This is a genomic window from Bradyrhizobium sp. 139 (genome assembly GCF_023074175.1).
Lineage (GTDB): Bacteria > Pseudomonadota > Alphaproteobacteria > Rhizobiales > Xanthobacteraceae > Bradyrhizobium.
Window position 1 is genome coordinate 56,388 of the sequence record NZ_JADPKS010000174.1, and the last position, 12,530, is coordinate 68,917.

Annotated in this window: 15 protein-coding genes and 1 pseudogene; 3 read left to right on the top strand and 13 right to left on the bottom strand. The window is 64.1% G+C overall.

Annotated elements, in window-relative coordinates:
* The first annotated feature begins 173 nt into the window (after positions 1-173).
* The gene (locus IVA80_RS37090; RefSeq protein WP_247440064.1) at positions 174-572 is read left to right on the top strand and encodes a hypothetical protein; all 399 of its coding nucleotides are present in this window, start codon (positions 174-176) and stop codon (positions 570-572) included.
* On the opposite strand, the gene IVA80_RS37095 is transcribed toward IVA80_RS37090, so the two are convergent.
* Complete coding sequence (locus tag IVA80_RS37095; RefSeq protein ID WP_247440065.1) at positions 569-892, bottom strand: YkgJ family cysteine cluster protein; 324 nt, start codon at positions 890-892, stop codon at positions 569-571. The genes IVA80_RS37090 and IVA80_RS37095 overlap by 4 nt on opposite strands.
* A 5-nt stretch (positions 893-897) precedes the next feature.
* Positions 898-1,596 (bottom strand): YafY family protein, encoded by a 699-nt coding sequence (locus tag IVA80_RS37100; protein ID WP_247440066.1) that lies wholly within the window; start codon positions 1,594-1,596, stop codon positions 898-900.
* Between the two features lie 112 nt (positions 1,597-1,708).
* On the opposite strand from IVA80_RS37100, the gene IVA80_RS37105 reads away from it, so the two are divergent.
* Both IVA80_RS37105 and IVA80_RS37110 read left to right on the top strand, forming a co-directional pair.
* Positions 1,709-1,984 carry a hypothetical protein gene (locus IVA80_RS37105; RefSeq protein WP_247440067.1) on the top strand — a complete coding sequence of 92 codons (276 nt, stop codon included), beginning with the start codon at positions 1,709-1,711 and terminating at the stop codon, positions 1,982-1,984.
* Between the two features lie 37 nt (positions 1,985-2,021).
* The gene (locus IVA80_RS37110; protein ID WP_247440068.1) at positions 2,022-2,750 is read left to right on the top strand and encodes a glutathione S-transferase family protein; all 729 of its coding nucleotides are present in this window, start codon (positions 2,022-2,024) and stop codon (positions 2,748-2,750) included.
* A 219-nt stretch (positions 2,751-2,969) separates the two neighbouring features.
* Here the strand turns inward: IVA80_RS37110 and IVA80_RS37115 are convergent, their stop codons facing one another.
* The 11 genes and pseudogenes from IVA80_RS37115 to IVA80_RS37165 all read right to left on the bottom strand — a co-directional run bounded on the left by IVA80_RS37115 (position 2,970) and on the right by IVA80_RS37165 (position 12,506).
* The gene (locus IVA80_RS37115; protein WP_247440069.1) at positions 2,970-4,121 is read right to left on the bottom strand and encodes an ABC transporter substrate-binding protein; all 1,152 of its coding nucleotides are present in this window, start codon (positions 4,119-4,121) and stop codon (positions 2,970-2,972) included.
* A 90-nt stretch (positions 4,122-4,211) separates the two neighbouring features.
* Complete coding sequence (locus IVA80_RS37120; RefSeq protein ID WP_157330573.1) at positions 4,212-4,631, bottom strand: thioesterase family protein; 420 nt, start codon at positions 4,629-4,631, stop codon at positions 4,212-4,214.
* Between the two features lie 10 nt (positions 4,632-4,641).
* Positions 4,642-5,403, bottom strand: coding sequence for an SDR family NAD(P)-dependent oxidoreductase (locus IVA80_RS37125; RefSeq protein ID WP_247440070.1), 762 nt, complete (start codon positions 5,401-5,403; stop codon positions 4,642-4,644).
* 25 nt (positions 5,404-5,428) lie between these two features.
* Positions 5,429-7,312, bottom strand: coding sequence for a feruloyl-CoA synthase (locus tag IVA80_RS37130; protein WP_247440071.1), 1,884 nt, complete (start codon positions 7,310-7,312; stop codon positions 5,429-5,431).
* On the bottom strand, positions 7,309-8,118 hold the full coding sequence (locus IVA80_RS37135) for a crotonase/enoyl-CoA hydratase family protein (RefSeq protein WP_247440072.1): 810 nt from the start codon (positions 8,116-8,118) through the stop codon (positions 7,309-7,311). The genes IVA80_RS37130 and IVA80_RS37135 overlap by 4 nt, the downstream gene beginning before the upstream one ends.
* A 141-nt stretch (positions 8,119-8,259) precedes the next feature.
* Complete coding sequence (locus tag IVA80_RS37140; RefSeq protein WP_247440073.1) at positions 8,260-8,658, bottom strand: type II toxin-antitoxin system HicB family antitoxin; 399 nt, start codon at positions 8,656-8,658, stop codon at positions 8,260-8,262.
* A gap of 5 nt (positions 8,659-8,663) precedes the next feature.
* Positions 8,664-8,853: pseudogene (locus tag IVA80_RS37145) on the bottom strand (type II toxin-antitoxin system HicA family toxin).
* A 45-nt stretch (positions 8,854-8,898) separates the two neighbouring features.
* Entirely contained in the window at positions 8,899-9,360 is a 462-nt protein-coding gene (locus IVA80_RS37150) for a DUF3237 domain-containing protein (protein WP_247440074.1), read from the bottom strand.
* Between the two features lie 11 nt (positions 9,361-9,371).
* The gene (locus IVA80_RS37155) at positions 9,372-10,691 is read right to left on the bottom strand and encodes a TRAP transporter permease (RefSeq protein WP_247440075.1); all 1,320 of its coding nucleotides are present in this window, start codon (positions 10,689-10,691) and stop codon (positions 9,372-9,374) included.
* 2 nt (positions 10,692-10,693) lie between these two features.
* Positions 10,694-11,230, bottom strand: coding sequence for a TRAP transporter small permease (locus IVA80_RS37160; protein ID WP_247440076.1), 537 nt, complete (start codon positions 11,228-11,230; stop codon positions 10,694-10,696).
* 259 nt (positions 11,231-11,489) lie between these two features.
* Positions 11,490-12,506: a TRAP transporter substrate-binding protein gene (locus IVA80_RS37165; RefSeq protein ID WP_247440077.1), complete on the bottom strand. Its 1,017-nt coding sequence runs from the start codon at positions 12,504-12,506 to the stop codon at positions 11,490-11,492.
* Positions 12,507-12,530 lie beyond the last annotated feature (24 nt).

Here is a 12,530-nt window from a genome sequence, read left to right on the forward strand (position 1 = left end):
CATCCTGAGGGCCCGCCGAAGGCGGGCGTCTCGAAGGATGACCGCAGGGAGACTCCTGCCGTCCCCTCCGATTCGCGGCCAGGGCGCAAAGGACCCCGGGTGACTACCGGGCGGCGTGGTTAACCTTTCATTAGAGAATTGCGCTGCATCTTCGGCGTCGAGGGAGAACTGCAATGTTTTCAAGCCGCGCCACCTATGAAAGCGATTTCTGCCCGGTCCGCGACGAACTCCTTGGCGAGATGTATCGCGCCAGCGAGAGTGGCCTGCCGAGACTGGTTGAAAGTGTTTCCCCTGACGCACGCGCCAGGTTGGCGCTGTTCTGCTATCGCCGCAGCCATCTGCATTCGCTGGCGGTCGCGATCGCAGCCAGTTGCAACGAGCGTGACCTGATCGAAAACGGTGGCCGCGTCGGCTCGACGCTCTACGCGCTGTCGCGCCAAGGCACGGTCAAGTCGTCACCGTCGCTGTCCGGCGGACGCAAGCCGATCACACTGTCGACCAAGCCGCTCTCGGTGCTTGCACCGCTTGAGGACGAGGTCGACGACGAGATCAGCGAAGCCGTCCCGGCTTAAACGGCCTCTATCGCCGGAAGCCCGAACTTCCGCCGTGCCATCGCGCATTCGGCGTCGCCCGGCATGCATGTGCGGCACACCTCCGGCCGCACCGCATAGATGCCGCACGCGGTCGCCTTGCCGATCTCTCCCTGCAACGCCGAACAGCGATCGTTCTCGCAGCGCATGCCGGATTGACGCGCGTTGACGAGCGTTTCCGGGATCGCAGCAAGCTCCTCGTCGCTCTCGATCGAGAAGCGCGGCCAGTTCTCCGAATAGCCACAGCAGGCGCCGCAGCTCTGGCAACAGCTCGACAGATCGATGGGGGAGGTCTCTTCCATCACGCTCACGTATCCTTTGGCGGGCCCCAGACCAGGCTCTGCCGCCATCTCGCACGCAGCACGTCGCGCCGCTCTGGATATCTCTCGTCGAGATAGGTCGCTTCCACCACGCGGTCGGTGCGGAAGCTGCGGAAGTCGCTGCGCAGCTCGCACCAAGCCGCGAGCAGGCGCACGGCTTCGAGATAGCCGACCGAGATCGGCCAGATCATGCGCTCGCTCGGGCGACCCTGCTCGTCGCGATAGCGCAGCATGATCTTCTTGCCTTCGTGGATCTGGGTGCGCGTGCGCACCATGTCCAGGCGGTCCGGTTCCCTGTTCCAGCTCGGCCGCGCGCGGCTCGCGGGCTCCAGCACGAAGGGACGCAGGCGCTCGGGCACGGTGTCGGCGATCTTGGCCATCAAATCTTCAGCCGCGCGCGCCAGCGCGGAGTCGGCATGACCCGCGACCCATTGCGCGCCCAGCACCGCCGCCTCGATCTCATCCGGTGTCAGCATCAAAGGCGGCAGGTCAAATCCCTTTTCCAGGATGTAGCCCATGCCGGCTTCACCGCGGATCGGCACGCGCTGGCCCATCAAGGTTGCAATGTCGCGGTAGATTGTGCGCTTCGAGGTTTCGAGCTCGGCCGCGATGGCGTCCGCCGTCAGCGGCTTACGCGTGCGCCTCAGCACCTGGATGATCTGAAACAGCCGGTCGGCGCGTCTCATGACAATTCTCTTATCGGGGGCGGGTCAGAAAACGGCGCGTGGATGCTGACAGGATGTTGGCAGCAGGGGAGTTCTATACCGGGACAACACATCGACTGAAGGGGATTTGTCCATGATCATTCCGACCCATCTCGGCCCGGCCGGTCCGCTGTGGCGGGCGCAGGCCTCGCTGCACGCCTTGTTGTGCTCCTGGGCCCTCGGCCGCCTGATGTTTTTCGATCTCACCGTCATCGACCTCCGCGTTGCGCTCGCGACCATGGTGACACGCTCGCTGGCCCAGGCCGCGGACGGACTGGTCCGCCATTTCGTGGGCCGCGCCTGGCGAGGGGCCCGCTTTGCAGAAGATATCACGGCTGCTGCCACCATGGTGGCAGCAGCCCGGCGCTAGGTTCCGTCAACTCTTTCGGTCGTTCAGGAGAGCTCTCATGATCACGCTTTACGGCTTCGGCACCGGCTTCGGCCTGCCGGAAATCAGTCCCTTCGTCACCAAGACCGAGGTGCAGCTCAAGATGGCGGGACTGCCCTACCGGAAGGAGCGGGCGATGCCGCCGGCCTCGCCCAAGGGGCAGCTGCCATTCATCGACGATGGCGGCGAGGCGGTGGCCGATTCCACCTTCATCCGCGCCCATGTCGAGCGCCGCTATGGTTTCGATTTCGACGCCGGCCTGTCGCTGGCCGAGCGTGCGCAGGCCTGGGCGTTCGAGCGCATGATCGAGCATCACGTTTATTGGGCGCTGGTCGGGGCGCGCTGGGTCGATTCGGTCAACTTCGCCAAGGGTCCTGCGCATTTCTTCGATGGCGCGCCGGAGCACAATCGTGAAAAGTTGCGCGAGGATGCGCAATTCCGTGTCGCCGAGAATTATCTGCTCTCCGGCCTCGGCCGCCACGCGCCCGATGACGACGTCGATCTCGCGGTGCGTTCGCTGTTCGCACTCTCGGTGCAGCTCGGCGACAAGGCCTATCTGATGGGCAACAAGCCCTGCGGCGTCGATGCCACCGCCTTCGGCGCGCTCGCCGGGATTTTGACACCGTTCTTCGAATCCGGACTGCGCCAGCGCGCCGAGGGATTTGCGAACCTCACCGCCTATGTCGATCGGATGATGGACAATTACTATCCGGAGTTCGCCTGGACCCCGCTGCGGCAGGCGGCGTAGCGTCAATCCGTTGGTCATGCTTGGGGCACTGAGCTTCGACATCGTCATGGCCGGGCTTGTCCCGGCCATCCACGCCTTGCCGTGCGGCACGGAGAACGTGGATGCCCGGGACAAGCCCGGGCATGACCACCTGTTGCAATTGCGGCAGCTCACCCGTGAGCAAAACAAAAGAGCCGGCCCTATGGGCCGGCTCTCGTCATCTCCAAGTTTTTTCCGTGCTCATTTCACCAGCGCGTACTTGCCGTTCTTCACCGTGAGCAGGATGCGCGAGCGCTCGTCGAGGCCGTAGCGGTCCTTTTCGGTGAAATTGTACACGCCCTGGCTTGCCGCCAGCTCCTTCTCCGACAGCAAGGCCTGGCGGATCGCTTCGCGGAATTCCGGCGTGCCCGGCTTGGCCGTCTTGAGCGCCGCGGGAATGATGCGCTTCAGGATCTCGAATGCATCGTAGGAATGGCCGGCGAACTGGCTGCGGCTGTTCGGGCCGTACTTGCCTTCATAGGCGGCGTTGAGCGCGAGGCCCGGCTTCTTGGTCGCGGCCTCGTCCGGCTGATCCTCCGGGTCCATCACCGGGCCCGAGGCCATCAGCACGCCTTCCGCCGCTTTGCCGGCGATGCGGATGAAGTCCATGCTGGCCGCGCCATGGGTCTGGTAGATCAGGCCCTGATAGCCGCGTTCGCGCAGTTCGGTCTGCGGCAGCGCGGCCGCGGTGCCGGAGGCACCGACCAGGATCGCGTCGGGATTGGCGGCGACGAGCTTGAGCACCTGTCCGGTGACTGAGGTGTCGGGGCGGGCGAAGCGCTCCTCATCGGCGATGGTCATGCCCATCGGTCCGGTCTGCGCCTTCAGGTCGTTGAACCAGAGGTCGCCATAGGAGTCGGAATAGCCGATATAGCCGACGGTCTTCACGCCCTTGGCCTTCATGTGGTCGTACAGCACCTTGCCCACGATCGGGATCGGCTGCGGCATCGCCACCGACCACTTCATGCGCTCCGGCGTGATCGGGAACGGCGCGAGGCCGAAATGCGGAATGCCGGCTTCGTTGGCGACGTTGGAGACCGCGATGGTCGGCGGCGTCAGCGCCGAGCCCATGATGATGTCGGCCTTGGATTCGGTGACGAAGCGGCGGGCGTTAGTGGTCGCCGTGGTAGGGTCGCCGCCGTCATCGAGCACGATCACCTTCAGCGGCACGCCGCCGATCTCCTTCGGCACGAATTCCAGCGCGTTGCGCTCGGGAATGCCGAGCGCCGCGCCCGGGCCGGTCGTGGTGGTGGTGATGCCGATGGTGACTTCGCTGGTCTGGGCCAACGCCGGCAGCGCCGGAAGCGCAAGCGTGGCCGCGGCGATCGCGGCGGTCAGGTAGAAGCGTTTCATCTATTCCTCCCTTTATGTGTTTCTTTGAAAGCAGAAATCGAACGTGAATTCAGCCCCGTCTTTTGGCGATGCGGCGATTTAGCTCCAGACTTAACTCCCCGTGAATTTGGCTACCATTTCCGCCGGGAACGGTGCCGATTTCAGCTTGTCGGGGTTAACGGGATCGCGGCCGACCAGGACGCGCGTCTCAAAACCCTCAATGGCCAGCGCCTCGCCCTTGTAGACGTTGTGCTTCACCTCGAAGCTCGAGCGCTTGATGCTCTCGATCTTCGTTTCGATGGTGATCCAGTCACCATAGGTCGAGGGGATGTAGAACTTGGCCCGCGTGTCGACCATGGGGATGCCCACCAGGCCGTATTTGCGGACCAGGTCCTGCTTGGAGAACCCGGCGACCTCGAACAGGGTCGACGTCGAATCGTCGAACATCGCGAAATAGCGCGGGTAGTAGACGATGTTGGCGGGGTCGCAGTCGCCCCACTGGATCTGGACGTCGCGCCGGTTCACGAACATGCATCGCGCCCTATTTCGGCGCCATGCGCAGCGAGCCGTCGAGGCGCACCACTTCGCCGTTCAGGTACGAATTCTCGACCATGTGCAGCGCTAGCGCGGCGAACTCGTCGGCGTGGCCGAGCCGGCGCGGGAAGGGGATTGCGGCGGCGAGCGAGTCCTGGGCTTCCTGCGGCAGGTTGGCCAGCAGAGGCGTGAGGAACAGGCCGGGCGCGATGGTCAGCACGCGGACGCCGAACTGCGCGAGCTCGCGCGCGATCGGCAGCGTCATGCCGACGATGCCGCCCTTTGAGGCCGAGTAGGCCGACTGGCCGATCTGGCCGTCATAGGCGGCTACGGACGCCGTATTGATGATGACGCCGCGCTCGCCGGTCGCCTGCGGCTCGAGCTTGGACATCTCGGTTGCGGCGAGGCGCAGCATGTTGAAGGTGCCGATGAGGTTGACCTTGATCACCTTGTCGAAATCTGCGAGCGCCATCGGGCCGTCGCGGCCGACGACGCGTTTTGCCACGCCGATGCCAGCGCAGTTGACCAGCACGCGCGCCGGGCCGTGGGCCTTGGTCGCCTGCGCGATCGCGGCCTCAGCCGAGGCGGCATCGGAGACATCGCAGGTCACGGCGACGCCGTTGATCTCGGCAGCGACGGCCTCCGCGAGCTTGGCATTGAGGTCGCACACCGCGACCCTGGCGCCTTGCGCCGCCAGTTTTCGCGCGGTCGCCGCACCCAGTCCCGATGCGCCGCCGGTGACGATGGCTGCCTGATCTTTCAACAACATGGCGTTCTCCTGTGGCGGTGGTTTCTTAGCCGACCGATATCACACGGTCCGATAGATTGGCAGCGTAGAGCTCCTCGATCAGGACGCCGCGATGCTCGAGCACCGCGCGCTGGTTGATCGAGCCCTTGTCGGTGACTTCGCCCTTGTCGATCGAAAGCGGGGTATCCATGAGGATCGCGCGCGTGATCCGAGTCGAGGAGCCGGTGGCCGAGGCGAGAAAGTGCGTCAGGCGCTCGCGGAAGGCTTCACGCACCAGCCGGTCGCGCGTCGCGACGACGAGATCGTCAGCCGGCAGTGTCGGGTTGACCAGCCGGCAGCCGTCGAGATCGAGCACCACGAGTGCGGAGATCTCGTCGCGGTTGATGCCGGCGATGACGACATCGCGCACCAGCGGCGCGCAGGCGGCGACGAAGCGCGCGCGCAGCGGGCCGACGCTGACCCAGGTGCCGCTGCCGAGTTTGAAGTCCTCACCGATGCGGCCGTCGAAATCGAAGCCGGCATTGAGATCGTCGGGATCGGCGGGCTTGAGCGCGTCGCCGAGCTTGTAGAAGCCTTCCTCGTCGAACGATTTTGCGGTGATGTCGGGCTGGCGCCAGTAGCCGGGCATCACGTTCGGCCCCTTGCAGCGCACTTCCATCTTGCCGTTGTTCGGCACCAGCTTGGCGTCGTTGCCTGATACCGGCAACCCGACATGGCCGGAGCGGCTGGTGCGCGGATTGACCGACATGAAGAACGGCGCGGTTTCGGTTGCGCCGAGGCCGGTCAGCATCGGCACGCGATAGCCCTTTTCCTTCACGGCGAGCTCGTCGAGGCTGTTCCAGACGAATGGCGATAGCGCTGCGCCCGAGAAGAACATCGCATGCAGCCGGTCGAAGAACTTTGCGCGCAGCCCCTGGTCGTCGCGCAGATAAGACAGCAGCGATTCATAGCCCTTGGGCACGTTGAAATAGACCGTCGGTGAAATCTCCTGGAGATTGCGCACGCTCTCCTCGATGCCTCCAGGCACCGGCTTGCCGGCGTCCAGATACATCGAGCCGCCATTGTAGAGCGTCAGCCCGATATTGTGGTTGCCCCCGAAGGTGTGATTCCAGGGCAGCCAGTCGATGATCACAGGCGGCTCGTCCTTGAGGAAGGCGAGCGTCTCGCGCAGCATCACCTGGTTGGCGCAGATCATGCGCTGGGTGTTGATGACAGCCTTGGGATTGCCGGTCGAGCCCGACGTCAGCAGGAATTTTGCGATCGTGTCCGGACCGATCTTGCCGTGCGCTTCGTCCAGATCGCTGCGGATCGGCGTCGCCATGAGGTCGGCGAGCAAGGTGACGTCGCGGCCCGGCACCTTGCCGTAGGAAGCGGCGATCTCGGTGCCGAGCGAGACATTGGCGGAAAGCGCATCCGCGAACCTGTCGGCGTCCTCGGCGAAGACGAGGCCGGGCGTCAGCAGCTTCATCAGGTAAGAGAGCTTGCCGTAATCCTTCGACACCAGCGAATAGGCCGCCGACACCGGGCAGAACGGGATGCCGGCATAGAACGCGCCGAACGCGAGCAGTGCGTGATCGATCGAATTGCCTGAGAGGATGACGACCGGCCGCTCCGCCGACAGGCCGCGCCGGATCAGGCTTGAGGCGATGTGCCGGGACGCGATGAGCAACTCGGCATAGGTGATCTTGCGCCAGCCGCGGCCGCCTTCGCGCTCCGCCATGAAGACGCGGTCCGGCGTGGTCTTGGCCCAGTGATGCAGGCGGTCGGTGATGCGGACGGGATAGTCGCCAAGCGGCTGTTTGGGCCGCAGATAAATCGTGCCGTCGTCGCGCCGCTCGATGTTGACGACGGGATCGCCGAACGAAATGGGCCGCAGCGGGGAAGTGCTCGCGCCGCGCTCGATGCTGGAAGAGGACGGCTGCGCGCTCATGATTTGGGCTTCACCTTTGCGGTCTTGTGCTCGAGGAATTCGCGGATTCTGCGTTTTGCCTCCTTGTCGCTCTGCGCCACCGTCGCCATCAGCGATTCCATCAACAGGCCGGTCTGCGGATTGGCCTCCGCGATCATCGGCAGCGCCTGCAGCACGGCGAAGTTCGTCAGCGGCGCGTTGGAGGCGACCTTGGTCGCAAGCTCCAGCGCCTTGCCGAGCCCGTTGCCGGCCTCCGTGACATATTGCGCAAAGCCGTAGGAGGCGCCTTCGGTCGCGGAATAGACGCGGCCGGTCAGCATCATGTCCATCATCCTGGCGACGCCGATCAGCCGTGGCAGCCGCACCGAGCCGCCGCCGCCGACGAAGATGCCGCGCTGCCCTTCCGGCAGGGCGAAATAGGTCGAGGGCTCGGCGACGCGGATGTGGGCGGCGCAGGCAAGCTCCAGCCCGCCGCCGATCACGGCGCCCTTCAGCGCCGCGATCACGGGCACCCGGCTGTACTGGATGCGGTCGAACACCCGGTGCCACATCTGCGAATGCAGCAGGCCACCGGTGGCGTCATGGTCCTGAAGCTCGGAGAGGTCGAGGCCGGAGGAAAAGTGATCGCCGATGCCGTGGATGACGACCGCGCCAATATCCTCGGGCAGGGAAGAAAAACACTCGCCGATTTCCTGGATAATACCGTCGTTGAGCGCGTTGCGCTTGGCCGGCCGGTTCAGGCCCACGGTCAGAATCCGGTCCGCCCGCTCGATCCTCAAAAGCCCGGAGGCGCCCGCGTCAGCGGTCTCGGCGTTTCCCTGTGTCATTTGCGTCCTTGTCAGAATAGTTATGTTGTATAACGAATTCTGGGGGAGTCAAGGAGGGGCCCGTCGTAGTTGCGGGAGAGGGCGGCTTCGAACAAATGCAAGGCATTAGAGCGCCGCATTGGCGCAATGTGCTCAAACGCCTCAAACGGTTCCGGTCATCAACTTCTTCGCGGCCTGAGCCAGCAGGCCCGATCGGGTGTAGCCGTGGGCCTCGGCATATTTGTCGATCTGCTCCAGGACGTCGCCGGGCAAGGTGACATTGACGCGCACGATCTTTGGCTGCTCGTCCTTCACCGACACCAGAATGGCGACGCCTGAGCGGTTCTCCGGATCCGACATGATCTCTTCGAGCGACGAAGGTTTGGGAATCGCCTCTCCGTCGTCCGCCATGCCTTCGAGATGAAACGCCAGCGCTTCCTCGGCCATGTCGCGCGCTTCGTCGAGCGTGGTCCCTGCGGTCACGACGCCCGGCAGATCGGGAAACGACACGCCGAAATCGCTGTCGGCGTCCTTATGAATAAGACCAATGTAATGACGCATGGCGCTTACCTCAGCTTCAGGCCGGATTGCCGTTCTATAGCCTTCAGGGTGCCGAGCGGGACGTCCCGCTTCGGATGAGGGACCGTGACGCGGCCCGTCTTCGTCGGGTGCTTGAACTGGACGTGGCTGCCTTTTTTGAGCCACTTGAACCCAGCCATCCCTCTGAAGGGCCGAGACAATTTCCCGGCTATTCATCGTGTGTATTTATACACATCAGGCATGGATTTGTCAATCCGAGACTCACACCACCTTATGCACGTCGATCACCACGCGATCCGCATGGCGCGCGGCTGAGCCGATGAAGACGTGCTCCATCAGCCAGCGGTACTTCTCATGCCCGGTCTCGAACCGGGGCACGGTGCGGAAATAGATCAGTCCTGGATCGACCGGCTCGCCGCGCTTGAGCTTCTGCAAAAGCTCGACCAGGCCGAAGCGCATGCCCTTGTTCTCGACATAGACGGTGGCGCCGTCGTCGGTCTGGAAGGCGTATCTGGCTTCGAGATCGATCAGCTCGTTGGGCCGGATGGTCTGGAAGTCGGCGCCGAACGGCAGCACCTTGCCGGTGATTGCGCCCTTTACCTCGCCGCCGAGGATCGGAATGATCCGGCGGACGCCGATGCCGGTCTCGCCGACGGTGACGACGTCGCCGATCTCAGCGGTGATGGTGAAGACGTATTTGGTCTCCAGCGTCGGTGTGGTCATCGCTTCGCCTCTCAATGCGCCATCATGCGCGTCGGCAGCCATGTCGCCAGCAGCGGGAACGCGATCAGGATCACCAGGCGCACGAGGTCTGTCGCCACGAACGGGATCACGCCCTTGAAGATGGTGGAGAAGGAGACGTCCTTCACCACGCTCTTGATGACGAAGACGTTCATGCCGACCGGCGGATGGATCAGGCCGAGCTCGACCGTCATCACGATGATGACGCCGAACCAGATCGGGTCGAAGCCCAGATGCGTGATGACGGGGAAGATGATCGGCACGGTGAGAATGATCATCGCCATGGCGTCCATCAGGCAGCCGAGCACGAGATACATCACCATGATCAGCGCCAGCACGCCGTAGGGTCCGAGGCCGAGACCCGTGAGGAATTCCGTGACCTTCTGCGGCGTCTGCGTCACCGTGAGGAAATAGCCGAAGATCAGCGCGCCGATCAGCACGGTAAAGACGGCGGCCGCGGTGCGCGTGGCCTGGAGCAGCGACGCCAGAATCTTCTCGCGGTCGAGCCGCCCCGTCAGCACGCCGATGATGAACGCGCCCGCGGCGCCGACGCCGCCGGCTTCCGTGGGGGTGAAGCGCGGCAGGAACGGCAGGCCGTAGAGGCCGCCGATCACGAACACGAACAGCAGCACCGGCGCCCAGATCTCCTTCAATCCGGCAAAGCGCTCGCGCCACGGCAGCACCTTGCCCTTGGGCAGGAAGTCCGGGCGGAAATAGCCGATCAGGAAGATCGTGATCATGTACATCGTCATCGCCAGGATGCCCGGGATGATGCCGGCGATGAACAGCTTGCCGATGTCCTGCTCGGTGATGATGCCATAGACCGCGAGCACGGTTGAGGGCGGCAGCATCGCGCCGAGCGTGCCGCCGGCGGCGATCACGCCCGTCGCGAATGACTGCGGATAGCCGAAGCGGCGCATCTCGGGGTAGGCGACGGCGGAGAAGGTCGCTGCGGTCGCGACAGAGGAGCCGCAGATGGCGGCAAAGCCGCCGCAGGCGCCGACGGTGGCGATGCCGAGCCCGCCGCGCAAATGCCCGACGAACCCGTTGGCGGCGCGGAACAGCTCGCGGCTCATGCCGGAATTGCTGACGAAGGAGCCCATCAGCAGGAACATCGGGATGACGCCGAAGGTGTAGTCGGTGACCGTGCGCATCGAGGTCTGGCCAACCAGCTTCAGCGCCGGCGTGGCGCCGACGAGATAGGAGAAGCCGGACACACCCACGAGGCCCATGGCCATGCCGACGGGCACGCGCAGCAGCATCAACGCGAACAGGGAAACGAAGCCGAGAACGGCGACGGCATCGGTGCTCATGATTACTCCGTCGCCTTCAGCTTGGGGTCGTGCATCTCTTCGGGATGGAAGATCAACCGGTAGGTGCGGATCGCGATCAGCAGCACGGCGGAGACGTCGCCGATCCAGGCGATCGCGAAGAACGGCCAGGTCGGCATGTGCATGTCGAAGGTCTGCACATTGTCGTTGTAGGTGCCCCGCACCTTGTCGAACAAGGTCCAGGTCTGCACGCTGACGACGAACAGCAGAACCAGCGTTGCGAACACGTCGATCCAGCGCTGATGGCGCGGCCCGACATTGCCCCAGACCAGGTCGACGGTAATGTGGGTGCCGCGATAGGAGGTCGCGGCAATGCCCCAGAAAATGAGAATGCCAAGCAGCATGCGGCCGATGTCGAAACTGTCGGGGATCGAATAGTTCAGCGTGTTGCGCAGCAGCACCGACAGGAAGATGTCGAGCGCGACAATGCCGACGAAGCCGGCCGCGATCCATTCGATCGTATCGATGACGCGATCCATCCAACTTCGTTTCGTGGGAAGTGTCTCGTCGTGTGACGTCATGCCCTTTGATCCCGATGTCGCCGCGCACTTCGCCTCTCCCCGCGTGCGGGGAGAGGCCGACGCGCAAAGCGCGGCGGGTGAGGGGGACTCTCCGCGAGTTCGACTATCACCGCCCCCGCGGAGACTCCCCCTCACCCCAACCCTCTCCCCGCAAGCGGGGCGAGGGAGACGAAGCGCCGTGCGCCCCTCACCCTTCAGCGCGGGTGCAGAACAACAGCGGCGAGACGGCTCCCGCCGCCGCGTCCTTATCGAGGCGGCCTCACTCCGCCAGTGCGTTGTACTTCTTCAGCGACGCCTTCAAATCCGCAAGTGCTGCGTCCGGATCGGCACCGGTCTTCTTGGCACCGTCGGACCATGTCTTGACCAGCGGCTCGGCGGCCTTCTTCCAGGCGGCGGTCTGATCCGGCGTCAGCTTGTAGACCTCGTGATCGGATTCAGCCTTCACCTTGTCGATGCCGGCATCCTCGAACTTGCCCCAGTGCTCGCCGACCACGCCGGCCATTTCGGTCGAGCAGTTCTTGTCGATCGCGGCCTTCTGCTTGTCGGACATCGCATTGTACTTGTCCTTGTTGATCACGAACACGAAGGTCGTGGTGTAGAGCGGCGCCTCCATGTCGTACTTGGTCACCTTGTCGATGCCGAACAGCACCAGCGAACCCCAGGGGAAGGTGACGCCGTCGGCGACGCCGCGCTCGATGATGTCGCGCACTTCGGGCGCGGAGGACTGCACGTTGGTGCCGCCGAGCGAGGTGACGAAATTCGCCATGGTGGCGTGGGCGGGGCGGATCTTCAGGCCCTTCACGTCCTCCGGCATCACGATCTTCCTGGTGCGGGAGTGGAAGGAGGAGGGCGAGTGGACGAAGGCGAGGCAGTATTTGACGTCCTTCATCTCCTTCTCGGCATATTTGCGGTACCAGGCGTCGAGCCCCATCGATCCGCCCTTGGCGTCCGAGATCAGGAACGGCAATTCGCCCGCGCCGATGATCGGGAAGCGGCCGGGCTGGTAGCCGGGATTGACGTAGGTGACGTCGGCAATGCCGTCGCGTGCCATGTCGTAATGGTCGAACGCCTTGCCCATCTGTTGGGCCGGAAAAACCTTCCCCGTGATAGTGCCGCCGGAATCCTTATTCACCGCGGCCACCCAGTCTTCCAGTGATTTTTGCAGCGGATGCGAAGCCGGCACCCAGTGCGAGATCTTCAGGTCAAAAGTTTTGTCCTGCGCGAACGCAGGGCTCACGCTTGCTGCCAGCAGCAACGCCAGACAGGCTTTCCTCATCACGCGTCTCTCCCTGTTTTTGAC

Excerpts from the sequence above, each read along its gene's own strand:
- IVA80_RS37090 (WP_247440064.1), top strand. The coding sequence starts at position 174 with ATGTTTTCAAGCCGCGCCACCTATGAAAGCGATTTCTGCCCGGTCCGC.
- IVA80_RS37095 (WP_247440065.1), bottom strand. The coding sequence starts at position 892 with ATGGAAGAGACCTCCCCCATCGATCTGTCGAGCTGTTGCCAGAGCTGC.
- IVA80_RS37100 (WP_247440066.1), bottom strand. The coding sequence starts at position 1,596 with ATGAGACGCGCCGACCGGCTGTTTCAGATCATCCAGGTGCTGAGGCGC.
- IVA80_RS37105 (WP_247440067.1), top strand. The coding sequence starts at position 1,709 with ATGATCATTCCGACCCATCTCGGCCCGGCCGGTCCGCTGTGGCGGGCG.
- IVA80_RS37110 (WP_247440068.1), top strand. The coding sequence starts at position 2,022 with ATGATCACGCTTTACGGCTTCGGCACCGGCTTCGGCCTGCCGGAAATC.
- IVA80_RS37115 (WP_247440069.1), bottom strand. The coding sequence starts at position 4,121 with ATGAAACGCTTCTACCTGACCGCCGCGATCGCCGCGGCCACGCTTGCG.
- IVA80_RS37120 (WP_157330573.1), bottom strand. The coding sequence starts at position 4,631 with ATGTTCGTGAACCGGCGCGACGTCCAGATCCAGTGGGGCGACTGCGAC.
- IVA80_RS37125 (WP_247440070.1), bottom strand. The coding sequence starts at position 5,403 with ATGTTGTTGAAAGATCAGGCAGCCATCGTCACCGGCGGCGCATCGGGA.
- IVA80_RS37130 (WP_247440071.1), bottom strand. The coding sequence starts at position 7,312 with ATGAGCGCGCAGCCGTCCTCTTCCAGCATCGAGCGCGGCGCGAGCACT.
- IVA80_RS37135 (WP_247440072.1), bottom strand. The coding sequence starts at position 8,118 with ATGACACAGGGAAACGCCGAGACCGCTGACGCGGGCGCCTCCGGGCTT.
- IVA80_RS37140 (WP_247440073.1), bottom strand. The coding sequence starts at position 8,658 with ATGCGTCATTACATTGGTCTTATTCATAAGGACGCCGACAGCGATTTC.
- IVA80_RS37150 (WP_247440074.1), bottom strand. The coding sequence starts at position 9,360 with ATGACCACACCGACGCTGGAGACCAAATACGTCTTCACCATCACCGCT.
- IVA80_RS37155 (WP_247440075.1), bottom strand. The coding sequence starts at position 10,691 with ATGAGCACCGATGCCGTCGCCGTTCTCGGCTTCGTTTCCCTGTTCGCG.
- IVA80_RS37160 (WP_247440076.1), bottom strand. The coding sequence starts at position 11,230 with ATGACGTCACACGACGAGACACTTCCCACGAAACGAAGTTGGATGGAT.
- IVA80_RS37165 (WP_247440077.1), bottom strand. The coding sequence starts at position 12,506 with ATGAGGAAAGCCTGTCTGGCGTTGCTGCTGGCAGCAAGCGTGAGCCCT.